The organism is Thalassoroseus sp. (assembly GCF_984380535.1).
In genome coordinates this window covers 19660-44811 of sequence record NZ_CFHRBF010000020.1, presented here as the reverse complement: position 1 = coordinate 44811, position 25152 = coordinate 19660, and the positions used below count along the sequence as shown (strand labels likewise).

Annotated in this window: 14 protein-coding genes; 1 reads left to right on the top strand and 13 read right to left on the bottom strand. The window is 52.4% G+C overall.

All coding sequences use genetic code 11. The features are described 5' to 3' along the window. Positions 1-23: 23 nt before the first annotated feature. The 4 genes from AC5DDB_RS24480 to AC5DDB_RS24465 form a co-directional block, all read right to left on the bottom strand. The gene (locus tag AC5DDB_RS24480) at positions 24-2210 is read right to left on the bottom strand and encodes a 3-hydroxyacyl-CoA dehydrogenase NAD-binding domain-containing protein (protein WP_491742384.1); all 2187 of its coding nucleotides are present in this window, start codon (positions 2208-2210) and stop codon (positions 24-26) included. After that, positions 2207-3529: a thiolase family protein gene (locus tag AC5DDB_RS24475; RefSeq protein WP_491742383.1), complete on the bottom strand. Its 1323-nt coding sequence runs from the start codon at positions 3527-3529 to the stop codon at positions 2207-2209. The genes AC5DDB_RS24480 and AC5DDB_RS24475 overlap by 4 nt, the downstream gene beginning before the upstream one ends. A gap of 52 nt (positions 3530-3581) precedes the next feature. Next, positions 3582-5390 (bottom strand): AMP-binding protein, encoded by a 1809-nt coding sequence (locus AC5DDB_RS24470; protein WP_491742382.1) that lies wholly within the window; start codon positions 5388-5390, stop codon positions 3582-3584. Positions 5391-5619: 229 nt separating this feature from the next. Beyond that, the gene (locus AC5DDB_RS24465) at positions 5620-6588 is read right to left on the bottom strand and encodes a patatin-like phospholipase family protein (RefSeq protein WP_491742381.1); all 969 of its coding nucleotides are present in this window, start codon (positions 6586-6588) and stop codon (positions 5620-5622) included. Positions 6589-6978: 390 nt separating this feature from the next. On the opposite strand from AC5DDB_RS24465, the gene AC5DDB_RS24460 reads away from it, so the two are divergent. Then, positions 6979-8553 (top strand): hypothetical protein, encoded by a 1575-nt coding sequence (locus AC5DDB_RS24460; protein WP_491742380.1) that lies wholly within the window; start codon positions 6979-6981, stop codon positions 8551-8553. A gap of 34 nt (positions 8554-8587) precedes the next feature. Here the strand turns inward: AC5DDB_RS24460 and AC5DDB_RS24455 are convergent, their stop codons facing one another. The 9 genes from AC5DDB_RS24455 to AC5DDB_RS24415 all read right to left on the bottom strand — a co-directional run bounded on the left by AC5DDB_RS24455 (position 8588) and on the right by AC5DDB_RS24415 (position 24970). After that, positions 8588-12067: a WD40 repeat domain-containing protein gene (locus AC5DDB_RS24455; RefSeq protein WP_491742379.1), complete on the bottom strand. Its 3480-nt coding sequence runs from the start codon at positions 12065-12067 to the stop codon at positions 8588-8590. Positions 12068-12184: 117 nt separating this feature from the next. Continuing rightward, positions 12185-14203: a hybrid sensor histidine kinase/response regulator gene (locus tag AC5DDB_RS24450; protein ID WP_491742378.1), complete on the bottom strand. Its 2019-nt coding sequence runs from the start codon at positions 14201-14203 to the stop codon at positions 12185-12187. Next, a complete protein-coding gene (locus AC5DDB_RS24445; RefSeq protein ID WP_491742377.1) occupies positions 14200-15717 on the bottom strand; it encodes an ATPase domain-containing protein in 1518 nt (505 codons plus the stop codon). The genes AC5DDB_RS24450 and AC5DDB_RS24445 overlap by 4 nt, the downstream gene beginning before the upstream one ends. 378 nt (positions 15718-16095) lie before the next feature. Then, positions 16096-16326: a hypothetical protein gene (locus tag AC5DDB_RS24440; protein WP_491742376.1), complete on the bottom strand. Its 231-nt coding sequence runs from the start codon at positions 16324-16326 to the stop codon at positions 16096-16098. Between the two features lie 228 nt (positions 16327-16554). After that, a complete protein-coding gene (locus AC5DDB_RS24435) occupies positions 16555-18120 on the bottom strand; it encodes a COG1361 family protein (protein ID WP_491742375.1) in 1566 nt (521 codons plus the stop codon). A gap of 455 nt (positions 18121-18575) precedes the next feature. Further along, on the bottom strand, positions 18576-20045 hold the full coding sequence (locus AC5DDB_RS24430) for a Y4yA family PLP-dependent enzyme (RefSeq protein WP_491742374.1): 1470 nt from the start codon (positions 20043-20045) through the stop codon (positions 18576-18578). After that, positions 20042-21763 (bottom strand): FAD/NAD(P)-binding protein, encoded by a 1722-nt coding sequence (locus tag AC5DDB_RS24425; protein WP_491742373.1) that lies wholly within the window; start codon positions 21761-21763, stop codon positions 20042-20044. The genes AC5DDB_RS24430 and AC5DDB_RS24425 overlap by 4 nt, the downstream gene beginning before the upstream one ends. A gap of 17 nt (positions 21764-21780) precedes the next feature. Next, positions 21781-22884 (bottom strand): 2,3-diaminopropionate biosynthesis protein SbnA, encoded by a 1104-nt coding sequence (gene sbnA / locus AC5DDB_RS24420; protein WP_491742372.1) that lies wholly within the window; start codon positions 22882-22884, stop codon positions 21781-21783. 787 nt (positions 22885-23671) lie between these two features. Beyond that, on the bottom strand, positions 23672-24970 hold the full coding sequence (locus tag AC5DDB_RS24415; RefSeq protein WP_491742371.1) for a Gfo/Idh/MocA family protein: 1299 nt from the start codon (positions 24968-24970) through the stop codon (positions 23672-23674). Positions 24971-25152: the final 182 nt, after the last annotated feature.

Genomic DNA, 25152 nt, shown 5'->3' with positions numbered 1-25152 from the left:
TCTGATACACATCGTCCCGTGACTTACGACATTTCTGATGTGGCGTGCGGAATCGGTGCGGGTTGATCGTTTGTACTGTCTCGCTTGACTTCAGGTTGGTCAAAGAACTCACTCGGCCGAAAACGTGGGCCGCAGACCTCGCTCAGTTCTTGCATCGACTCGATAACACTCTCACGCCCCCAGTGTTCAATGAGTGTCATAGGTCCGCCGCGAAACGGTGGGAACCCGGTCCCTATTACCATGCCTAAATCAACCATCCACGGCTCGCTGACAATGTGATCGTGCAGGCAATCAGCAGCGGCATTCAACATAGAAAACACGAGTCGTTGCTGAACACCACTCAGGGTCTCGTCTGCCAGTTCGACTGGCGACAACTTCGGCGTGCCTGTCGTGTGACTTTCAAAATCGACGGGATTCTTTCGTCGCCCGTTCTTGTAGTGATAGAACCCACGACCCGTTTTCTGCCCGAGCTGATCTCTCTCAACCATTGTCAGCAAAAATTGAGGCGTTGGACTTTCTTCGAGACTAAGAGCGGCTAGCGTCTTAGACACATCGAGGGCAATGTCTAACCCAATTGTATCAAGCAGTTCGAGTGGCCCCATCGGAAGACCAAACCGTTTGGCCTCCCGATCGATCGTCTCTACACTGACCCCTTCACTAACGAGCCGAACAGCTTCATCAAGATAGGGAAATAGAGTTCGATTGACTAAGAAACCTGGTCCTTCGTTGACCACAATCGGCGTCTTACCTAACTTGCGAACGCAATCACATAAACACGCGACAGTCGAATCAGAGGTCTGTGAACCTCGTACAATCTCAACTAACGGCATCTTGTGAACTGGATTAAAGAAGTGAAGTCCAGCAACACGGTTCGGATGCTCTGTGGTAGCAGCAATCTCACTGATTGATAAAGCCGAGGTATTAGAGGCTAAAAGGCTTTCACTTGGCAAATGCTCTTCAAGCTCTTGAAAGACCTTTTGCTTCACATCCAAGCGTTCAACAACGGCTTCAATAACTAGATCAGCATTACGCAGAGGTGCGGACTGGGTTGTCTTAGTGATACTAGCAATCGCAGCTTCGGCTACAGTTGCGTCAAGCGCTCCCTTCTGCACGGCTTGCCGTGTTAGTTGTTCAATCCTCCGACTACCATCCCTCAATGCAACCTCATCGATCTCTTTCAAGATAACCTGGAAGCCTTGTGTGGCGGCAAGCTGAGCGATTCCGGCTCCCATCGTCCCGGCTCCCAGCACTCCGATCGTGCCAATCGGCATAGTGGATTGGACATCCCCACTAACCCATGTACTAAGCTCTCGGGCTCGCTCACGTCGGAAGAACAAGTCGAGTAGATTTCGACATGCTGGCGTGAAGAGTACACGCGAGAATTCGTCACGTTCAGCCGCTAACCCTGCGGTCATACCTTGTTCGTGCCCAGTTCGAATTGCTCGCAACGCTGCCGGCAGAGCCGGGTAGTGTCGAGACTTGTTGGCGATCTTTCTTTCGGCAATCTTAAATACGAGTTTTTTGCCCAGCCACGTCCGATCATGCAACCAGCCCCCCCAACTCTGAGAGCGTTCGGTCTCGACGGAGTTCTGCAAGCAACGATCGACAAATTTATCCAACTCGGATTCCATCAGCTCCTTGTTCAGTACCGCATCAACGAGCCCGATACGTTTCGCCTTGCTAGCACTTAGACGACTTCCTTGCAGAATCATGCTGATTGCTGTTGTTAGCCCGACAACTTTTGGTAATCGTTGTGTTCCGCCCCAGGCAGGTATTAGGCCAAGCTGCGTTTCCGGCAGACCGATCTTTGTCGTCGAGTCATCCCGTGCCACCCGATACTTGCAAGCTAGTGAAAACTCAAGTCCTCCCCCTAAGCACGGTCCATGAATCACAGCGAGCGTGGGCACTTGTAGCGATTCGACACGATTGAAAAGTTCTTGCCCACGCCGCAATACTGTCGCTGCCTGCTCGGGCGTATGAATATTTTGAATCTGATGCAGATCGGCACCGGCGAAGAATCCTGATTTCTTCCCACTGCGAAATACAACCATACGCACCGATGGGTCACTAGCAATCGTCTCAATGACGTTCTCGATTTCATCGAGTAGACTTGAATCAAAAACATTCATCGATCGGCCCGCACAGTCGATCAATACAACGACGACGTCGCGTGGATCTCGATCGACCCGAAGATGTTGATACTGACTCATGCTTGATCCTCCAAAGTGCGTTCCACCCAAACGGCTGCGCCTTGTCCACCACCAACACAGAGCGTGGCGAGTCCGCGATTCTGGCTGGTATCTTTCAACGCTCGGAGCAACGTCAAAATTAGACGAGTCCCACTAGTGCCGACTGGATGTCCCAATGCGATCGCCCCTCCATTGATATTCAAGCGATCGAGGTCAATCTCACCAACAGCAGTGGACCGTCCCAATTCTTTTTCAGCGAATGACTTCGAAGATAACGCACGTGTACACGCCAAAACTTGGGCAGCGAATGCCTCGTTAATCTCGAAGAGCTCAAAATCTTGCAGTTCTAATCCGGTCGACTGCAACAAACGATGAGTCGCATAGACCGGGCCTAGTCCCATCCGTCGAGGATCACAACCAGCCACAGCATATCCTCGGAGGTAACCCAAAGGTTCGAGTCCGAGGGAATCTGCTCGATCGGGTGTCATCAATACTAATGCAGCAGCCCCGTCAGTAATCGGACAACTATTGCCTGGGGTAACGGTCCCGTTCTCGCGATCGAAAATTGGCTTCAGTTTCGCCAGCGCTTCCTTGGACTGAGTTGCACGTGGGCCTACATCTCGTTCGACTCGTTTCTGATCCGAAGGTCTTATGACGGGTGTTGTTTCACCCTTGTAGAAACACCGTTCCCAAGCCGCAGTGGCCCGTTGATGGCTTGCCAACGCGAAGCTGTCTTGCTCTTGCCGCGAAACCTGGAATTCCTTCGCTAGCACCTCGGCCGTTTCCCCCATGTTCAATCCGCATACGGGATCAGTCAGTCCGAGTTCCAAGCCAGCAATCGGTCGGAAAAACCGAGGACGCAACTGCGTTATCAGTTTAAGACGTTTGGCAAGCGAAGCTTTGCGAAGTGATAGAAGCCACTGCTGCATCTCACGGTTCCAAAGCAACGGTACTTGAGACATCGCTTCCGTTCCGCCGGCGACGACAGTATTGGCTCGACCTTCGCGAATGACTTGCCAGGCGGAAAACACCGACTCCATCCCGGAAGCACAGTTTCGATTGACCGTGTGCGCGGGTCGATCATGAGGAACACCTGCTCGCAACGCGATGACTCGGGCAATGTTGGCCGTTTCCGCCGGCCCTGCAACATTGCCAAAGACCACCTCGTCCACGTCTTGTGGCTTCAAGCCACACTGAGCCAAGGCGTCTTCAAGAACAACGCGACCAAGTTCATCTGCAGGGATATCCGCGAACTCCGTAAACGCTTTGACGAATGGCGTCCGAGTGCCACTTACAATGGCTAACGGTGGCAATTGATTTTGTTGTCCTGATAAGCCCATGGTAGGTCTCCCCAGCCCGATGGTTTCATTGCGAGACGTTCAGCAACGCTGTCTATACATCCTCCGTTGTCACCTCATCCGACTGTTCATTGGCGTGAGCTGGTGCTTGATCGGGCCGCAACGCTCGCCTGAGGACTTTGCCTAAGAAGTTCCGTGGTAGATCCTGTTCGCGAGTTTCGACAACGCGTGGCCGCTTGTGTGCAGCCAAGTGCTTTTGTGTAAACTCGTCGAATTCACGCCGATCGAACTTTTGGCTCGACTCCACAACAAGAACGGCTTTGACGACCTCACCGCGTGCGTTATCGGGCACGCCAACCACAGCGGCATCGCGAACACCGGGATACCCCCGCAGAACCGACTCGACATCACCGGGGTACACATTGAAACCGGAAGTGATAATCAGGTCTTTCATGCGGTCGACGATCTTGAAAACACCATTCTCGTCGCAACTTGCCAGGTCGCCGGTATGCAGCCAGCCATCTTGGATGACCTTGCTCGTTGCCTCCGGGTCGTTCCAATAACCAAGCATCACTTGTGGACCGCGAACGACAAGCTCCCCAACCGTGCCGGCTGGCATGATCTCGGTACCAGATACAGAATTGACAATCCGCGCATCGGTATCGGGAAGCGGAAAACCAATCGTTCCTGGAATTGCAGTTCCGTCCAAAGCTCCGACGTGAGTCACTGGGCTAGCTTCAGAAAGTCCATAGCCTTCTACCACTACCGCACCGCTACGACTTTGAAACTCTTCCGCAATCGCTGGTGATAACGCTGCGCCACCGGAAATCACAGAACGAAGAGACGATAAATCATAGGAGCCCGATTTCAGGACCTTAGTATTGATTGCAGACAACATCGCGGGCACTGCGAGGAACATCGACGGACGATGTTTCTCGATTAACCGCACAGCAGACAACGGACGGAACCGATGGTGAATCACAAGTGTCGCACCAAGCGCCAAGCCCATCATCACCGATGTCGACAAGCCATAACTATGGAAGAACGGTAACACCGCAAGAATCGTTTCTTCTCCGTGATGCCCACGTGACCAATGTGCGAGTTGCCAAGCCTGAGAAACGAGGTTCCGATGCGACAGCATCACTGCCTTGGGGTGTCCCGTCGTTCCGCCTGTAGGCAAGACGAAGGCAAGTTCATCGGTCGTTCCTCGTGTGACGTCAACCTCGCTCCCTGATCCTTTCGTCGCGTCTTCAAACTGCAAGACACGTGTCCTTGGACATACCGAGCGGAAGCCGATTTTTTGAAAGCGAACCCACGCATAGCCAAGTTGTTCAAGACGACTAAGCCGCCCGGACAGACTGGTAATGACTGCAACTTCCGGTGGATGTTCTTGATGACAAACTAATGGTGACAGCACATCAAGGGTTACCACAATGCGACAGTTCGTGGCTTGAATAAGACTATCGACTTCATCGACAACCATTAACGGACTGAGTGAAACGACAACGCCGCCAGCCATCCAAGTTGCGAACAAAGCAATCACTGTCTCCGGCAAGTTCGGCAAAAGAACACCGACTCGATCACCTGGTTTGAGTCCTTCTCGAACAAAAACCTTCGCGAGACATTGGGCTTGGGAGAGCAACTCTTGGTATGTCAGAGTTTCATGATAATAGTGACAGGCAACCCGAGTCGGAAACCGCTCGGCGGCTTGTCGAAGTAACCACCCCAGGTGCTGCTGCGGATAAGCAAGCTGATGCGGCACACCTTCCGGGTAATGAGCTAACCAAGGTTGTTCCTTGGAACTCCCCCACCAGGAACCGACGCGATTCAACCCTCGTTCCCAAAGCCCACTTGTAGGAAGGCGACTTTCATTGTCCGCCTGATGATCATTCAGCAACACCATGGCGTCACCTAGTGATAGGACGGGTCGTGGTAACTTGAGTCAGCAGTTGAGTGGAAGAAACTCCGTGAATAGTTTTTGCGGCCCTGCGAACGCTAGACCCGTCAAGTTGGAAGATGGGATTAAATTTGTTTCCACCCTACTTAAATGATTCCTCTGCCTTGTACCCCAGTCAATTGATTTTCTGGATCTGATTTCTCCGAATTCACCGAACACTTCGCCGGGCCGCACCTTATGGGATTTGGGAAAGTTCGCGATCGACGGAACTTTGGGGAGACAAACCTCCGCGGATCGATTCCCACATTCGATGCAGCCAATGGCTTTTCAAATGGGTTGCTGACAGGGCGTCACGAGCGGCGATTCGGCCACGTTCGATTAGCTCCGCGGATTGCGAAAAATCCGCCCAATGAATGCCGCTAACATCAGGCACAATCACGAGATCCGCGTCTTCACGGAGATCTTCGCGGAACATAACTTCCCCAATATCCATCATCCGAGTTAAGACATCCAACGCCGTCGGACATTCATCTAAATCAGCAAGTCCACCGGCGACATCAATGGCGATGACCGGGGAACCTGACAGTCCACGCGCTAAACGCGAGGGCAGGGCGGCAACCACACCAAGATCACACAACAACCGACCGTCCATCTCGATTGGCGGAAATATTCCTGGCAACGAAGCGGACGCGCGAACAGCTTGGCGAACGGAACCACGCTTTAGAACAACCGGCGCTCCAGTCTGGAGATCAGCCGCCGCAACTCCCAGACGAATCCGGGCATCGGAAATATCCGCATCAGGCAACAAATGAGTAACCACCTCTTCGAGAAAGCCCCCCGGCAAAAGAGCACGTCTCGTGGTTGCCCGAGACAACTTATGGTGGGTTTGAAGATAGTTTAACAGGCCGTGATACCATGCAAATAATCCGCCCGAGGACGCTTCCGTAGTCGCGGGTTGGGCCGTAAACAATTCCTGTTGCTTTCGTGTGAACTCAGTCGATTGCAGATAATCCAACGCACGACGCTGCACAACGTCGATTTCCGGATCGAAAGCAAACATAGCTCCCACTAAACTACCGATGCTAATTCCGACGACGTGGTCGATCGTAAAACGAGCCCGGAGAATTTCCTCGATTGCTCCCAAGTGCGCCAATCCGCGAGCGCCTCCACCTCCCAATGCTAGGGTGACTTCTCGAGCTGACATGTTTCCCCCCGTTTCAGAAAAACATTCATTTGAGTGGCCAATCACGCGTGTGCGAACCGTAAGACAGAATCCCACTTAGGGCACGTTGCCAAAAGTCGACGCCGTGGCTAACACTGCTTGTTCAATTGGAATTTTCGAATTGATGTTCGAAGTACGTCGCTCAGACCAGAACGGTATGAATACATTATACGCGGCAACGCAGGGGGAGACTTCAACTGTTTTTTTGAAGGGCACAGGTACGCTTTGGCACCGACGTTTTACCGGACGTCAAGCAGTCGAACGACAATTAAAGCCCACCCGCCTGTCAAGCAAAAAATTTGTCGATACCCATGATTGGCGGAAAGATCGAAATGGCTTTGTGAACTGAAGAAAAATCCGTAGACTGTATTAATGGACTACTCAACGAATGTATCGGATGAGCAACCCCAATTGAACTTTTCGACGATCATTTCCTTGGGGTTGATCAGTTGTTGGCTCGGGGCGTTTCAAACGAGCACCGCAGCCGATTCGAATCTTTTGTTGTCCGATCGTGCGGACAACGTGGCGACAATGATATTCTCGCCAGACGGCCGACAATTGCTCGTCGCCAGGAATGACTCCACGATCACCCTATGGGACACTACCACCGGTCAGTCGCTTGCGAAACTGTCTGCTGATGGCACCAAACACCTAGCATTCTCGGCTGACGGTTGGATGTTCGCCGCCGTCGGACAAGATGGTCGCTATCGCGTTTGGGAAGCAGCGACTGCAGATGAACTTGTTGCATATACGCCTCAACACCCCGACGGCTTCTCTTACCGCTTCACACCGGACTTTGATCAACTCGTCATTGGTACAAAACTCGGGAAACTTGAGTTCGTCGAAGTTGCGACAGGAAAGAACCATAGGTCAATCAATGCGGTCGGTCTCGGTGCGATCACTGCGACCGCGTTCTCGTCTCAAAAGACTTTTCTAACAGCGACTGGTTTTCCATCGAATGGCATTCGGTTTTGGGACCTTAGCACTGGTGAACCATCTCAAAAGCTGAAGAACTTAGCCCCGCATTCGTCGACCCCGAGAAGCCTTTATCAGGAACTTCGATTCTCGCCGGATGATCGATATCTAGCGAGCATGAGCGACCAACTCGGCCTCACACTCTATGACCTGTCGAATAGCATGCCTCGCAATGTCGAACAATGTAATCGCCCGGGCTCATTGATCTTTACACCGGACGGTCGCCAACTCATCTATCTAACGACAAGAGATGAGAAGCCGGAAATCGTTTGGATCGAGATAGCGACCGGCGAAGTTGCCCACCGGATGTTTACCGCGCATTCGCAGTCGCGAGGATTGCATGCGTTGTGCTTTCGGGACCGTGAGTTGACAGCAGCCATCCTATTGGAACACGGATTAGTCGTTCAAACCATTGATCGCCCGGAGATTCCGTCGCAACCGGACCTATTGCAAATCGAAAATACTGAGGTCGCTTGGCAGATGCTCGGAAGTCGTGATGCAACAGCCGGTACGACCATCATGACGACGCTTGTTGAAGCCGAAGACCGTGGCGTTGATTGGATCAGGGCAAAATTAGAAGCCCCTTCATTTACCAGCAAATTTTCTATCCGCGTCAATCAACTCATCCAAGCCCTAGGGCATGAGCGGTACACGGTCCGGGCGAAAGCGATGCGATCGCTTCAGCAGATGGGTCCTTTAGCCGGGCCAGTCATGCAACGAGCACTCGCACGAAACCCCGATCCCGAAACCGCACGCCGACTGGAACGTCTTTTGGCCTTGATTCCGGACTCCCTCTGGGGACTCAACGGCAATACATTGTGTTTAGTGCGACTTGTCGCAGTCTTAGAAACGATCGGGACGACCGAAGCGGTCGACTTACTCGAACAGATAGCGAAACAAAACCCCGACACTCGCGTCTTACAAGAAACGAAAGCCAGTCTGCAACGATTCAAGTTTCAAGGTGCCCAATAACAGAGCCCTAAGACTATGTAATAATCGAGTCGACTTAATCACGAGATTGTTGTCGCTGCAATGCTTGACGAGCCTCGATTGCTCGCCAACTATCACCGGGTTCATCGGCTAGCTTCTTTAAGAGCTTGATAGCTGCTGGCGTTTGAATCCATTCGAGGATCATGACTTGCCGAGTCGATAACAAGTCGCTGCTCCGCTCGTTCGTAGCGGCTGCGAGTAGGATTCGAAGCCGGGCTTTCACAGCCAATGAGACGTTACTATCGAGGGCAGTTCGCATTTGATTCGCAGCAACAGATCCCAAAGCCTTCAACTTGGTCGAAGCCTTAGCTCTCTCCGCTGCTGACGAATCGCCGAGCTGCTGAATCAGCTGCGCGATCTTTTCCCGGTTTCCCTCATGGTCGTCCGCAGCCTCGAGTTGAGCCCGGAAGTAATCGACGGTGGTATCGCCAAGCGAAACTAATCTCCAAACTGCACGATAGACGCGTTCACCCGATTCCGAACGCAACGCATTCCATTCACGCTCGATAATTAAAGCCTTTTCCTTCGCGGAGTTGGGCGTCTCCTCCAAGGCAACATCCGGCGGCATCAAACTCCACACAAGAGCAGTGTGATCCTCCATCTCGGTAATCAAGGTTTGATGATCGACCGGCATCACTCGTCGGGGTTTCTGTCCATGGCTTGAGAGTTGATCGAATTGCAACCCGCTAGCGGCTTCGAACACGCTGATGCCACCACTTTCGGGAGAAAACACCAATCGTTTATCCGGCGAAAGTATCAAAGCGGCATGCGGCGTGACATCACGGATCGGAAACTGTTGAATCTGTTCGCCAGTGCGAATGTCGCGGATCGGTACATTGGCTTTCAACAAAAGTCGTTCAGCCGGCGTGTCATTCTCTCGGGCTGGTTCCAGTCTTGTCTGGGGATGTCGATACCGCTCCTCGCGTCGGCTGCCATCCCAGAGGAAAATCTCGTCCCCTTCAACTAGCAAAGACTTTCCATCTTCAACCGCCGACATTCTGCGAAAATGCTCGACCGTTAGTGGTGATAACTCGCGTTCGGCTTGCAGATCGATCAGGCGAATCTCTGGTCCCGATTGATAGGCGAGAATTTTCGCTTGATGAAGATAGACGTGCCCGTGCGCGGCACGGAGACTTCGAATCGCCGGTGAATCCTTGCCTACATACTGAAACGGAGCGGCTTGCGCAAAGTGAATGACACCGTCCTGGTCCTCCATGCCGATGAAGCGACCGTCCGAGGAAACTGCAATCGAACTTCTTGCACTTTCTAAGCTAGGTGTCGGGAGAATCTCAGTCGTCTCATTCGCTTTATAGTTCCAAATCAGTTGGCCATTGGGACTAATCCCGACGGCGGGGCGGCGCTGTCGACCGCCCAACACGAGGTGATCAGCATTCGGTAGGAACCGGATGTTCGTGACTTGAAAATCTCCTTTATCATAGGTGGCAATCACCTTACCGCTAGGAAGTTCACGGACAACCACACTGTTTTCGACATCAAAGCGTGCGACGGCTAGTCGTTTGCCATCTTGTGAAATCTGCAAGGCGGAGATAGCACGCGTGGACGGTGAAAACTCTAGTTTTTTGTATTCTCCGGTCTGCAAATTCCACAAATGAATATGCCTTTGTGAGGCAACCACCGCCACCCAATCTTCTTGAAGACAATGCGATGTGAAGAACATATTCGTTGCCCCGCCCGGCGGTCGCAGGACGTATTTTCTGGCTCCGGTCTCGATATTCCAAACCTGTATCTCGTTGCCAAAAACCGCAGAAACCCACTTTTGCCCTGGTGAAACGGCGATTCCACGAACGGAAATTTGATCTAAACCCAGTTGTCTTAGTTTTTTGCCGGTTTCAGCTTCCCAAAGGTCTAACCAAACTCGTGAAGACTTCGGTCCGCGAATTACACCGGCAAGAGTTTTGCCGTCTTGAGACAAATCGACCCATACAAACTGATGGCCAATCGGCAGCGAAATTTTGTGGGCTTCGATCGAGCTCTGATGTGTTTCTGAAAAATCGAATGGCTGCACATGAATACGATCCGGAGCCGGCTGATAAGCAAAGAGACCATTATCACCCAACTGCATATTCGGACGGCCAACTTCTTTGAGATCGAGAATGGCTTGAAATTGATTCTCTTCGTTTAAGTCACGGTAGAGTAATCGTTCTCGGTTATGAAAGACGAGTTGCCCACTGCCTTGATAAATGGCTTGATCGTACACACTCGCTTTCTGACGCCCCATCGCGCGAAATTGCTTCTCGATATTCCCGTTCGAGATATTCCAAAAGTTGACCTGAGGGTCGAGATGCTTGTTCAAAATCCTTGGCGGTGCGACTAAATACTTGTTGTCTCCAGAAACGAAACTTTGGTCAATCGGCGGTTGAGGTCGATGAATCACTCGTCCTTCGGGCAAACTCCATAACCACGTGCGGTTGTGCATGTCCTGCATCGCTAGTATTTTGCCGTCTGGGGAGAGAGCCAGCCCGCGAACAACATCACCGTCAGGCTGTAGGGTGAAAGGCTCTTCACCTGAGGACAGATCAAACACCATTGCAATCCGTTCGCCGTAGGCAACTAGGACCTGGCCATCATCAGACAATGCTAGTTTTTTGAGAACGGTTCCCGTGTTGTTATAACTTGGAGCCGGCCGATACAACGCCGGTAGTTCACTTCCGTCTTCCAACTTCCAGTGCCGAATCGCACCACCACAGACACCATAAAGCTTCGTAGCATCTTGAGTAAAAACAAGATCACTTGGCGAAGTCTGATGTGGCTCCAATTGGTAGCGTCGCTTCATGTCTGCAGCTTCCCAAACATTGATCAATGACGCTGCCCCGAATTGAGTCGAAGCCGCCGTGAGTTTCCCGTCGTTAGAAACTGCTAGCGCAGATGTCGGATACGGAATTTCCGCAGAATACGTCGTTTCCGTGGCATCTATTGGAGCGACTTTGATCTTCAACGGGCGTTGTTGAGACTCGGATGTCACACGCCATTGTGCGTTGGGGGAAAGAGCGAAGTCGACGATATTCGGCCGAGAGTACCGTCTATCTTTCAGTTTGATTCGTTCGATAAGTTTATGCTCCGCGATATCCCACAAGTACGTATTCTCTCCACAGCCAATGAGTGTGCGACCGTCCGATGAAAATGCAATCGAATCGAGACGCTCGAACCCGCGGTTCGGTGGTTCGGTCTGAAAACTTGTGAGCAGGACACCCGACCGAGAATCTACCAGGCGAATGACGTTATTCTGCCCGATTGCTAGCACCCCACTGTTGGGTGAGAATCGAAGCAAAGAACCCGGCGTCCGAAACGCACTGCTTCCTAAACGCCGCATTGCACGTGCCGGTAATCGAGGACGCGGTTTTTCTGCAAATGCTAGTCCATTGACGGCGGGCTCTCGGCTCGAGTCATCGGCTTGCAATCGCTGTGAGGGTGGAAAGTTCGTCAAAAAGCTTATCACAATGACGACCCAACCTGTCAGCGTGCGAAAACGTAGCATGACGATTCCATTTCGTGGAGTGCTTAGACGGACTAGTCCTATAGTCCGTCATACCCGGATCTCTATTACCAAGTCAAACGAGACTAGGAATTGAGTCCTCGGCCGACCGGCAACATTCTATGCGCCTCGGCGTATCTCTGTGAACCGTTGAATGCGTTCGATTAGCATTTCACTGTCGATCGGTTTGCTGAGATAGTCATCACAACCACATTCGATACAGCGATCCATATCGCCCTGCATGGCGTCCGCCGTTAACGCAATAATCGGCCCTTGGAATCCGTCTCGTCGAAGTTGCCCGGCCGTTTGATAGCCGTCTAACTTCGGCATTTGCATATCAAGCAAGATGACATCGACTGCGTCATCGTTTTGTAGCATACCACGAACGAGGTCAACCGCTTGTTGTCCATCGGAAGCCTCCACAACAAACGCACCGGCCTTCCTCAGGATGCGAGTTGCCAGGAAACGAATATCACGACGGTCGTCAACAACTAAGACGCGGCAAGTTAATCGAACCTCGGAAGTCTTTGTGGAATGATGATCGCGTGCGTGACCGTTGAGTTCTAATGGAAGTTGTGCATCTGCAAGGTTGCCAGGGTCGATAATTGCTGTAAAGCAACTCCCGACTCCTTCTTCGCTTTCGACGGTTATCTCTCCACCCATCATTTGTGCTAATCGTAGCGAGATTGCTAACCCCAGCCCGGTGCCTTCGTACTTTCGTGACACAGATGAGTCAATTTGCGTGAATGGCTCGAAAAGTCGCTCGATCTGTTTTTCCGTCATCCCGATGCCGGTATCAACGACCTGAAATCGAATGCGATGATTCTGTTCGTCATAGCCGACAGAAAGCTTGACCGAACCACGTTCGGTGAACTTGATGGCATTGCCGACGAGGTTCACCAAGATCTGTTTGAGACGTTTTGGGTCGGTGACAATCGCCTCCGGCACGTCACTGATATAGTCGACTTCGAACTCGATCGCACGCTCCGCCGCTCGCACTTCCATGATACTACGAATATCTTCAATCAAACTGATCGGAGAGAACGGTTCGATTTTCAGTTCGATTTTCTCGGCCTCGATCTTCGACAGATCTAAAATGTCGTTGATGATGTCGAGTAGGTACAACCCGTTTCGCCGGATGGTGGCGATGTATTCGCGTTCTTCATCCTCGTCGAGATCTTGACCGAGTAGTTCAACGTAGCCGAGAATCGCCGTCATTGGCGTACGAATCTCATGACTCATATTGGCCAGAAATTCGCTCTTCGAACGATTCGCGGCTTCGGCTTGCTCACGGGCAATTTGCAACGTGGCTGCAGCCTCTCGCTGCTGCGTGACGTCCCACAGAATCCCCGCATGACGAACGACCTGTCCAGACTTTCCACGTAGCGGTTCACCAGTTGCTGACAACCATCGCAGACCGAGTTGCGGATGGTGAATGCGGAACTCGATTTCAAAATCAACGCCGTCCGTCAACGTACGATTCCACAGGTCAACAAGTTCTTCTCGATCGTCGAGGTGTACGCAGTCGAAACAACGCTCTGGGTCAGGCTTTACGGACTTGTCGAATCCAAACAATTCAAAGAATCGCGGTGACCAATACAGTTCTTTCAGACTCCATTCCCAAACCCCCATCTGGCCGGCCTGCAATGCGAGACGCAACCGACGAGCGTCCACTTCGGCAGCCGCGGTTGCTCTTTGACGTTCGGCGAGTAAATCGCGTACGATCACTTGGCGTTGCCGATCTCGAAGTCGTGCTCGAAGTTTACTGACGAACACCGCGATTCGAATCGGACATGGAATAAGGGTCACATTGCCTAGGGAGAGCAGTTGCTCCACGCGTTGAACCGACAATGCAACATCGGAAACCAACACGAGCAAGGGAAAATCCGACCACTCCGGTTGCTCTTGTAGCACCTTGCGTAGCCTTTGGAAGCTGGGCTCATCGAGCCGCGATTCCGGGACGAGACCCACACCGACGCCGTCCTGAATGGTCTTACAGAACTGGTCGAAATCAGAGCTAAAGATTGCGTCGATGCGAGCTTCACGAAGAATCTTCTCACAGATTTGCGCGTCGTGCGGTGTCGGAGCAAGAATCGTCACGCATTGGATGCCGCGGTCATCTGGGGACAAGAAGTTCATTCCGTCGGCGTCTCCTTCGGATTGATCAGCGTTTCGTGGGAGCCAACGAATTCGGGCGTCCCTGCCAATACACCACGGAACTTCTTCAGGGGTTCGCCGATGATCAGACCACGATCGCTTAAACCGAACTCGCGAATTGTTCGCTCATGGTTGCCGGTCCGATTTTTGACCACAGAAATCGCTCGATGAATCTCGCCATCGGCCTCGAAATAGCGGAAGAGGATGACTGCATCGGCTAGATAACTGGTGTCGACGGGTGTAATCATCGAACGCCCGATCATACCATGCTGAGCGACAACCAAGAACGTCACGATCCCCTGACTGCCGAGATAATGCAGAATATCGTGGATTTGGATGGGCAGGAATTTCTCGTGGGGCATGGAATTTAGGTAGCCATTGAGGCTGTCTATCAGCACCACCGACGTGCGTCGCCCCTGGCTATCCACTGCGGTGGCTTCTCGAACAAGCGTCGCGAACTCGTTCGGTGTGATCTCACCGGCTCGTAGATGACGAATTTCGATCAGACCTTCATCGATCATTTCCTGAAGCGGAAAACCCATTCCGTGTGATCGTGTTAGAAGAATTTGCTCGCTTTCTTCGAACTCGAATAGCACCGCACGTTCACCACGTTTGGCAGCTTCCACCGCAAACTGAACCCCCATCGACGATTTACCCACACCGGCAGGGCCAAGCAACAATGTGCTCGCCCCTTCCATCAGACCACCTCCGAGCAGGGTATCGAGTTCTGGAAGACCGCTACCGATCTTTCGTCCTTCCAAGGTCGATGATTTTGGTGACGCAAACGATCGCGGAAACACCTGAATCCCACCACGGGCAAGCAGGACATCATGGGCTCCACCGACAAAGTCGGATCCCCGATGCTTGACGACACGCAGATACCGTCGCTCGTTCCCGTAGTCCATCAACCGCTGTTCCAATCGGATGACGCCATGGGCCAGGCTTTGGAGTTGCTGGTCTTCCCCCCCAGATTGATCATCCAACAGCAGCGTCGTGCATTTGCGTCCGACCAGAAACTGTTTAATGGCCAGGATTTGCCGTCGATACCGTAACGCACCTTGCGAAAGCAACCGCATTTCCGATAGAGAATCGAACACGATGCGATTCGGCTTGAGCACCTCGATTCGCTTTTGGATACTTCCCACGGTGTCCCCGAGTTCGACTTCCGCAGGCTCGAACATCGTGTACTGAACACGTCCAATCTCGTCATCGTGGTCAAGCAACTCGTGGATTTCGATGCCATCGAGCGACCAACCGTGAGATCGAGCCACCTCGACCAACTCTTGCTTGGTTTCCGAAAGCGTCACATAGATGCCGCGTTCACCTGCGTCGCGGCCAGCGAGCAAGAATTGCAGACCCAACGTGGTTTTTCCCGTGCCGGGAGTTCCTTCAATCAGGTACAGCCGATCCGCTGTGAGACCGCCGTGCAGAATACTATCGAGTGCTCGAATCCCGGTCGTGACTCGGTGTCGCTCGCCATCAACTCGGTGTTCCACTCTTCGATCCTTGAATAGGGCCGCATTCGACAAGCCGTCGCGCACGGCAATAAATCAGGGCGAACCCTTTCGAGAACTATCTGCCGCCGAGTGACCGCAACCAACTCCGCCGCTTCAACTCAGGATAACGAAAGAGCCTAGGACGGTAAATGATGAAGAGTGATGAGCAGGGAACGGCCTCCACCGGGTCACCGATCCCATGAACCTGGCCGAACGACTCCATTTCAGGGCACAAGGGGCGGCAGGAACATCCCAGGGAATCATCGGGTTCGGCGTGTAGCATCGATCAAATGGGAAAGCCACCCAACTCCGTTAGCGGCGTTGGATGGCCAAGTGCCAGCAGAACGATTACTACAACAAGACTGTCAACAACTCGGATCAGTCGGCCGGCTTCACATCCGGATTCTCGTCAACGGTTTTGGTTTCTTCATTGGACTTGGCATCTTCGTTATCTTTCGCACTACCGTCTGGGTTTGTCCCATTATTTGCCGAAGCATCATCCGGCTGACTCTCCGTTTCAGCCGGACGCGTATCTTCTTTGGAGTCCCCGCATCCTGAGAACCCGATGAGCGAAACTACAAACAGAGCAGCTAAAAGACTACGGAACATCGCATCAACCTCCTATTGTGTGACTTTGTGCAGGAAACACTCCGTGCAACTTTTGTATTCGACTATTCAACTTGGGACCATGTTAGCTTTTGAGCAGAACATGAAACGCGAATTATCCACAGATACGACTTTGGTATTACTCATTGAGAAAAGCCATCGTCCCACTCGGTTCTCTATTTCAGAGACACATAGTATGGAACGATGGCATGTTCACGAAGTTCTCTCGTGTTACTCAGCAGACTTCTTTCGACTAGCGTCGTATGTCGTCGTTACTTCTTCGGCACTGACAGAGTTATCAAGCCCTTCACTATCGAGTTGTGCTTTCACAATGTGCTCACCACTATCCTCGGTATCGACAGTGATCATCCACTCGGCAGTATCGCCAGCTTCTAATTCTTTGACGGCACCAAGAGCCAAGTTCTGGCCTTCCGATTTGACCTTAGTCGGACCATCAGAAGACTTGTAGGTCAAACCTTCAGGTAGTTCGAGTTTGACTTGAACATTCTCGTCGGCATACTCACCTTGGTTTTTAACACGAATGCGATAGGTCACAGGATTACCGACAGCGATAACGTCACTTGTATCGACAATAGACAACCGAAGACTCGTAATCTTCACCACGCGGCTAGACAACTTGCTAGACGCTTCGGCAACAGCCATTTCCTTGTCTTGTGCACAGTAGGAGACAGCCTTGGCATCCACTGTGATCTCACCCTTTGATTCGGAATCGAGGGTAACAGTTACCGTTTCTTCCGCACCTGCATCAAGATCACCAAGACGATAACGATAAGACTTGCCACCCTCACGTGCGTCGCCATTTCCAGCGCTCGTGAACTTAGCTTCATCATTCGCAGCAATAGTTAGATAGGTGTTGAGTGCTTTAGTATCAGAAGTATTCTTAACAGTGACATTGAACTCGCCACCTTCACCGGCTTTAATCATTCGAGGCCCGGCAACGTCGACATCAAGTTCTGGAGCAATGACCTTGGTCGTCACTGTTTCCGACTGATTTGTTTCACCATTCCGTTGTTTAACAGTCGCGCGACCACTATATTCGCCAGCCTTCATCGTATGGACGGATGCCACATACGTCTGCGATTTGCCAGCTTCTAATTCTTCAACGCGGAATTCAAGAGATTTCTTACCACTCTCGGTCAGAATGCCTTCGGGCAACTCATCGGTAATCACGAAATCGCGTGCGGTCCCCGAACCAGTATTAGTCAGTTTGTAACGGTACTCGAACAGCTCGCAGACACCGACGGTTTCAGGTCCGGACTTCGCGATTTTCACTTTAGGATTAGTCACATTGACGGCCAAGCAGAACGTCTCTTCATAGCGAACTGCAAAGCAGTGTTCGACAGAGCCGGTTTTTGTGGCCACAGCAGTGACCGCCAGCTCGCTCGATTTACCGGGAGCGAGTTTGCCGATGTTCCAGACACGGTTCTCACCATCATTATTGGAGCTACTAACGTCTTTTGGTTCGGTGCTTTCTACGTCGACTGATTTGCCATTCACTTGAACTAGTCGAACATTAGTCAGCGTGACGTTCTCAGAGACATTCTTAAGCCGAGCACGGTAGACATACTTTTGACCAGACCGAACTGCCTTGGGTACAGCCACCGTTAGTTCAAGCAACTCGCCCCCAGCCGGGATCGCGATTGTCTTGCCCTCATCGAGTGAAACATCGATGGTCTTCAGTTGATTCGAGCTGTTCGTTTCAGATTTCTGCTTCTTAGTTTTTTCCTGAGACGACTTTCCATCCTTCTGTGCGAAACTTGCTGTGGGGCACAGCAAAGCGATTGCTAATGCTAGTGTTGTGAGGGGTCGTGTCATGTTCTCTATCCTTCGCTACGTTTGAACAAAATGAGCCGGCTTACCCTGTCCAACTCTGAAATCCGTGGATGTCTCGCAGCGACGTGCAATCATTGTGCCCGTTAGACCGTTTATGGGCAGGACTTTAAGAAAAGGTACGATATAGCTCAATTTTGCAGTGAATCCTTTTTTCGCTCGGACGACTCGCTGGGTATATGACGGCCAGGTTGGTTTCTGAGCACCCATCGCCACCGGCTATCACCCGCTACTCGCAGATACTAGGCTTTGGACTCGAAGCCTATTAAGAGCACGCCCACGAAAGAATTTGAGAGCGCATTAACGATCGACAAAGACAACCCAATGCCACGAGTTTCTATTGGGCGCAAGGACAGAGCGCGATATCCGTCGTCGTGCCTAAGATGCATGTTCTGTCTTAATCAGACTTGCTGATCGATGCGATCCATCTGAATCGAGTGGTCGCTGTTGAACACGATGTTCTTTGCCAGTGGGAACTGATGCGAGCGACTCTCGAGAAAGTGCATGAAGTAACCCGCTGTGTTCGGGAAGACCACCAAATCACCCACTGCAACTCCCTGTTCGAACTGCAAGCGGCGGAGAGACAAAAGTTCTGATTCTGTGCAATACGCACCGACTAAGTATCCGTCGATTCTGTTAGTCCGATCCGCGGTCGGATCTGGTACGAGAAGCGGATCGACCAAGAAGTCATCACTGCTTGTTCGACACTGCGTACGGTTCATCGCAAGACCAATGAACCAGTCACCAGCGGTATGTCGTTTCCGAAAAACGACCTCGGCGATCGTCATGCCACAACCATCAAGCACACTGCGGCCAGGTTCACAGCGAAGCTGCAATGAACGGTCGGCAATCGACTTGGCAACACTGGAATCTTCGCAGGGAGCATCAAGGATTTTCGCGAGCCATCGACTTTGTATCAGCTTTTGAAAAAACGGATAGGTGTTTCGCCGCCCATGGACTTCATTCTCTATGACCGAAAAGCCAAGTCCATGGTTACGGTAGGTGAGCGGAATTCGTTCACCCAGCAATGCCTCCTGGTGGGCATTATGAAAATTCGTCCACTGCAACTCATCATTCAGATAAGACATCGGGACACCGCCGCCGATGTCGAGGAACTGAATTTCGTGACCGTGTGATCGAAGCTGATCAATCAACGGAAGACACTGTTGAATTGCGGATACACGTTCGTCAGCTGAGTAGCCATCAAGATGAAAATGAAGACCATCGAGGGACACACGACCGTCCGCGAACTGCTCCTCGTGACTTTGAAGAAACTCGAGTACCTCGGAAACATCAATCCCGAACCGAGAGTGAAGTGAGTGTTGTCCGTGTTGAAATCCGCTAACACGAAGCGCAATCGACACGTTGCTCTCATGGTTTTCGATCACACGACTCAGTTGACGGAACTCATCGCAATTGTCGATCGCAATTGTCGTTCGCTGGCGAACACACTCCGCCAGCAGTTCCTCGGTTTTAATCGCTGCGGTGCAAATCACATCCGAGCCATGAACTCCGCTTTCCGTAACTTGCTGCAACTCTTGAAGACTGGCGACATCAATACCCGCTCCACAACGACTAGCTGCATCAACAAAGGCAAGACATTTGTTAGCCTTCCGTGCAAAGTAGACTCGAAAGTCGAGGTTCCGTTCACTAGCAACGGTGTTCAGCTGCTCGATGTTCCTAACGAGTGGGGGGGGATGAATGATATTTAAAGGCGATCCATATTCCTTGACCCAATCGTGAAGGCGACTATCGATCAGGATTTCCTCCATCCAAGGTTCGAGCCGTGCATCTAATGGAACAACTCCGCGACAGTTTGTGCGGAGGCTACGAACTTGGTCTTTCTCTGAACTAACTAAGATGTCATTCATAAGTCTGAAGTCAACGTTGCGACCGTTTTCGCGGCCCAGTTTTCGATATGTGGATGCATCCGTCGGCTGAGGGTGTCATTGCCTAAGACACACCCCTCGGTAGTGCGACCAAAAATGGCTAGGCGTGGCGGTGTTTCACCCGTCTTCGACTGAGGACACCCGGCCGAATCAATCTCGATCCCAGTAAACCGATTCAGCGGCCGAATTTCACTGTTATCGAGAAGTTTTGATAAGGGTCCGTTCGGAGCAGGGGCGTTTGCAGCCGGAATGACGGCGTTAATGATGACATCAAAGTCATCCTGATTCTGCATGCCATTTGGGGAAGCGACATACTGCAGATCAACAATGCCAGCCTCGATCAAAGCGACAATCCGGGCTAAGTTTTCAGCGGGCGGTCCGTAGGCAATTCGCTCCATCTCTGTGGCAACAGGCTGGAACTCCTCCCATGCATCCTCTGTCAGTCCTCCGTGACTAACCAGCTCGATAAGAGCGGGATAAAGGTGACGCCAAGCTTCCGCTAGTGCCCATGCAGGCGTGGGAGGACTTTCGCCATGCGCGACCGCGATAGACCGTTGTATTTCATCGAGGGCACGACGCGGTGTGAAGGCATTCGTTCGCCAATCATCCCACCAAACTTGCACATTTCCTTCTGATTCCATCGTATCAAGAACCCGTTCTGCTGCGTTTAAGATTGGCCGCAAAATGTCGGCGTGAAATCTCGTTTTGCAGACTGGTTTTGGCAAGGTCCCGAGTAATTTGCGACCTGTTTCCCAGATTTCGTCGACCTGCCGGGGAATATCCAGTCGTGAACGGATTGGCTTTGCTAACATCGGCCGGCCTGTCCGCGAGAACGGACAGAGGACCCGTGGTTCATCGCCAGAGGCGTGATAAATGAACCCATTCCCTGACGCTTCAAACCGACCGCCTCGACCTTCGGTCAATGACAAAGCGGCATCGATCCAAGTTAGTCCGAATCCTCGCACAGCGACGGAACAGCCACGCGGCACACGTTCTGGTGAAAGTTTTTCCCGGACAGGAAAAACACTTGCGATGTACTGTTGATTTGCAAGAGGTTTGATCGCGGATTGACTACAGTGCCAGCCCTCATGCCCAATCGCCAGCACGACTTCGTCGACGTCCATCACCTCATTCGCGGTGCGTACACGCCAACCTTGGCCAACACGTGTGATGTCGGTAACTTGTTCCTGACGATGCACGACATCTGCAAACTGAGTGGTTCTCCGCAAGACATGTTGAAAACAATCATGAAGGTATTCACCCACAATCGACCGCGGTGCATACCCCTGGGGCGAACCGTATTCGGGATAGCGAAGCGCTAACCAGTTCGTCAGGTTGAGTTGCTCGGGTGAGCGATGAGGGTCGTCGATCCAGGCATCGATAAACTGCGTGGCGAAGTTCATTCGCAAGTGTCGCGGCTGATCGAGCGCGTACACAACTCCAGCACCAGGATGCGGGCTGGGTTCGAAGATAACAATCTCCAACCGTCTGGGCATTTCGGAGTTCGGTAGATCGCCCTCATCGCGAAACCGCTGCTCTTCCACAAAGTGCGTGCCGTATCGACCGCTTTGGCGTCTCACCAATTCTTGACTGAGAGAATCGAGGCAATACAGTCCACGCGGACCGCATCCTACAATGGCAATGCGGTAAGATTCTCGACGAAGTGAATCAAGCCGCGAATCGTCAACGCCAACCGTCATGACAGAGTTCAGCCCATTCACGATGCCACCGTCGAATGTTGTCTTCCCGCGGGTTCGGAACGAGCGTTCGCGAGTGTATTAACCTCAACCGGCCCGACGGTGCAGTCAACCGAAGTAACCCGTTCCTCAATTTCGTGCGGTGATGCGCCCACGACTGTTGCGACCCATTGATCATCGAAAACCGTGTCGAGGTAACGGGTTCCGGAGTCGTGCAAGATTGCTGCACATCGCGACCCGGCTAGCCGGTCCTGTAGCGATCGGACCGTCTCGAGTACACCACCGGCCGACCCACCGACCAAGACGGCTTCACGTTGAGCTGCTCGCCGACAACCGACGACGCAGTCGAGATCGGTCACACGAATAATGCGATCGAAAGTTTGATTGCGTGCCAAAGACGGCTCACGTCCGGCACCAAGCCCGGGAATCTTCCGTCGTCCGGGTTTGCCACCGAACAACACGCTACCAACCGCATCCACTGCGACAACCTGTGTCTTACGGCCACGTGACTGTAGATAGTTTCGACAACCCTGAGCCGTCCCAGTGCTACTCGTCGCGACGAAGAGGTAATCGATGTCGCCATCGAGCGCTTCGTCGATCTCGCGGATTGTTCCCAACTCGTGGGAAATCGGGTTCTGCGAGTTCGCGTACTGGTTCGGCCAAAAGCTGTTCGGTGTTGTTTCCAACAACTCCCAAACACGAGCTAAGCGTGCAGTCAGAAAATCGCCTTCGACCGGCTCGGTCACTAGTTCGATTTCGGCCCCGAGTGCTCGCATGATTGCGACATTCTGCGATTGTGCGTTGGGATCGACGACACAGATCAATCGCAATCCGTGATAACGACACGCCTGAGCCAAACCAATTCCCATATTGCCGGAAGACGATTCCACAATCGTCGTTCCCGCACGGACCTCACCGCATTCGATTGCCGCTTCGAGCATCTGTCGCGCAGGCCGGTCCTTCGCGCTGCCACCAGGATTGCCGTATTCCAGTTTCGCGAAAAGCTCGATATCGCTCCGGTCAAGATAACGACGAAATTGAACGAGTGGCGTATTGCCGATAGCGTCGAGAATACCGTCGGTTGCCTGGCCGCGTGCATTTATGCGAGAGTGATCATGTGCCATGTTTGATTCACGGAAGTGGGTATATAAAAGCGTCCGTTACAAGATCGTCCGGTGACGTCAAAGTCGCTGCGACATCGACCGACACGAAATGTTTGCGGATGCTGAGTTGTTTTCGTGAATCCCGCTAATGCAGATGGTGTGCCACTTCGCTGATAAAGCCGTGATGGTGATTCTGCCTTACGTTTAACGCAGAAATTCGCTGATAAATCACGGTGTGCCTTTGGCAATTTGGAACCGATGTGACCAAGCCGGTTGTTTGGCGATCACGCCCATTCAGGTGATTTCGTCGAGTGCGTAACAGCACGGGATCGATTCTTTCTTGCTGTCATTGGACAAACACGGCGTGGAAAACGATGGTGGATTCGCCATTGTCGAGACGTCGATTGCGTACCAGCACACGCAGCTGCAACGTGGAACGGTGTCACGCTTTCGACGATGGCACTGACGGTACTTTATGCCCGACGCTAGCGGCGATGACCTGTGACTTTTCGGAGCGGCGACGAGCAACAAACACCCGCGAGGTGTATGACCGCTGATCAAAAGCGTGAAGCGGGAGGGGGTCAGGCGGTTGGAGTCACTCTGGGACTTGGATAAACGCCGTCATGCATAAAAACAGCCGCCGAACGATTCGTGAAAGTTCACCTTGAAAAGTGAACTCTCCGCGAACAGTGCGGCGGCAGATTGGCGATGGATCAGACCGATTTACAGTCTTCTTTGATTACCGACCTCCGTGAGCCGGAAGCCGGTACGCGCAAAATGAAACTGCTCTCGATCAACCGATGATCGGTCAGATGAACGGTGTTACTCCGGGGATTGCCACGGGTGGCTCGGGCAGCGGTGCGTCCCAATCGTAGGTGTCGGGGCCGAGTTTCTCTTTGGAATTGAGACACTGTTCCCAAGTCAATGTTTTGCCGGTATAGGCAGCCATACGTCCGGCGATACCCATCAGCGAACTTTTCGCCATGTATTCGCCGTTGTTGAGGATTTCCCCGCGACGAAGAGCGGCGTACATGGCGTCATGCTCGAGTTGATGCATCACGGTACGTTTCGGTTTCATTTGGAAACTGTTCTCGCCGGTAATCCGGTAAGCACGAACGTCGCAAACGCCTTTCGAGCCCAACGCGATGACGCTGTTTTCGTTGCTGCATCCGGGAGCTTGGCGAGTTTGAGCGTAAACTCGTTTTCCATCGCCGTATTCGAAAGTCACAGCGAAGTGATCGAAAATATGACCGAACTCTTTCCCGGTGCGAGATTGCCGACCGCCGGTCGCGGAGATTTTTGTGGGATACTCATCCCCTAATAACCACGCGACGTTGTCCAATTCATGCACAAATTGTTCGGCCATGAAGTCGCTGCTGAGCCACGTGAAGTAGTACCAGTTGCGAAGTTGGTACTCCATGTCGGTCCAGCCTTCTTGTCGCGGTGTATTCTTAACACCACCGTTGAACCGCTGGGTAACGACGCTGGAGATGTCTCCGAGAGCCCCTTCTTGAAGCATCTTGACCATTTCAATCATGTTGGTGTCGTATCGCCAACATAACCCGGAAAGGACGGTCAGATTCTTCTTCTTCGCGAGTTCTGTGGTTTCGAGCACGCTGCGAACGCCCGGGGCATCCACGGCGACGGGCTTCTCGACGAACATGTGCTTGCCAGCTTCAATCCCGGCTTTGAAATGAGCAGGGCGGAAGTGCGGCGGAGTCGCTAGGCACACCAAGTCGACGTCGGCTTCCAACAACTGCTTGTAAGCATCGAAGCCGACAAATTGTTGTTCCTTCGGCACATCGACGCGATCTGCGACGTTCGTGGACTTGATCGCTTTCAGGCTGCGGTCCAATTGGTCTTGGAAAACGTCTGCCATCGCGACCAGCTTGGTGTAGCCGTCCGCGCGAAGTGTTTGGACGGCGGCGCCAGTTCCGCGTCCGCCACAACCGACAAGACCCACTTTAATCTGATCCGAGCCTGCCGCGTGAGCGGAACGCAAAGTGACCGAGTCGAAAGCCGCTACAGCACCCACAGCGGCAGCCGTCTTGACGAAGGTTCGACGAGACGGTGAGTGCCCGGCCGAAGGAGACGTAGATTCTGACATGTGGAAAACCATCCTTTCAAGGTGCCCGATTATCGAAACCGAGCGAAAAATTGTTCCCTAAACCGGCCAAGTCGAATTGACCTGTTGTCATTTCATTGGAAAAGAACAGCCAATAGATTCGGCAGATGACAGTTTAGGAGGAAAGCGCAACACAACAGCGGCTTTTGATTCTAAGCACGACC

What these genes read in the sequence shown, in the direction of transcription:
- AC5DDB_RS24480 (WP_491742384.1), bottom strand. Translation starts at nt 2,210, where the DNA reads ATGAGTCAGTATCAACATCTTCGGGTCGATCGAGATCCACGCGACGTC.
- AC5DDB_RS24475 (WP_491742383.1), bottom strand. Translation starts at nt 3,529, where the DNA reads ATGGGCTTATCAGGACAACAAAATCAATTGCCACCGTTAGCCATTGTA.
- AC5DDB_RS24470 (WP_491742382.1), bottom strand. Translation starts at nt 5,390, where the DNA reads ATGGTGTTGCTGAATGATCATCAGGCGGACAATGAAAGTCGCCTTCCT.
- AC5DDB_RS24465 (WP_491742381.1), bottom strand. Translation starts at nt 6,588, where the DNA reads ATGTCAGCTCGAGAAGTCACCCTAGCATTGGGAGGTGGAGGCGCTCGC.
- AC5DDB_RS24460 (WP_491742380.1), top strand. Translation starts at nt 6,979, where the DNA reads ATGGACTACTCAACGAATGTATCGGATGAGCAACCCCAATTGAACTTT.
- AC5DDB_RS24455 (WP_491742379.1), bottom strand. Translation starts at nt 12,067, where the DNA reads ATGCTACGTTTTCGCACGCTGACAGGTTGGGTCGTCATTGTGATAAGC.
- AC5DDB_RS24450 (WP_491742378.1), bottom strand. Translation starts at nt 14,203, where the DNA reads ATGAACTTCTTGTCCCCAGATGACCGCGGCATCCAATGCGTGACGATT.
- AC5DDB_RS24440 (WP_491742376.1), bottom strand. Translation starts at nt 16,326, where the DNA reads ATGTTCCGTAGTCTTTTAGCTGCTCTGTTTGTAGTTTCGCTCATCGGG.
- AC5DDB_RS24430 (WP_491742374.1), bottom strand. Translation starts at nt 20,045, where the DNA reads ATGAATGACATCTTAGTTAGTTCAGAGAAAGACCAAGTTCGTAGCCTC.
- AC5DDB_RS24425 (WP_491742373.1), bottom strand. Translation starts at nt 21,763, where the DNA reads ATGACGGTTGGCGTTGACGATTCGCGGCTTGATTCACTTCGTCGAGAA.
- sbnA (WP_491742372.1), bottom strand. Translation starts at nt 22,884, where the DNA reads ATGGCACATGATCACTCTCGCATAAATGCACGCGGCCAGGCAACCGAC.
- AC5DDB_RS24415 (WP_491742371.1), bottom strand. Translation starts at nt 24,970, where the DNA reads ATGTCAGAATCTACGTCTCCTTCGGCCGGGCACTCACCGTCTCGTCGA.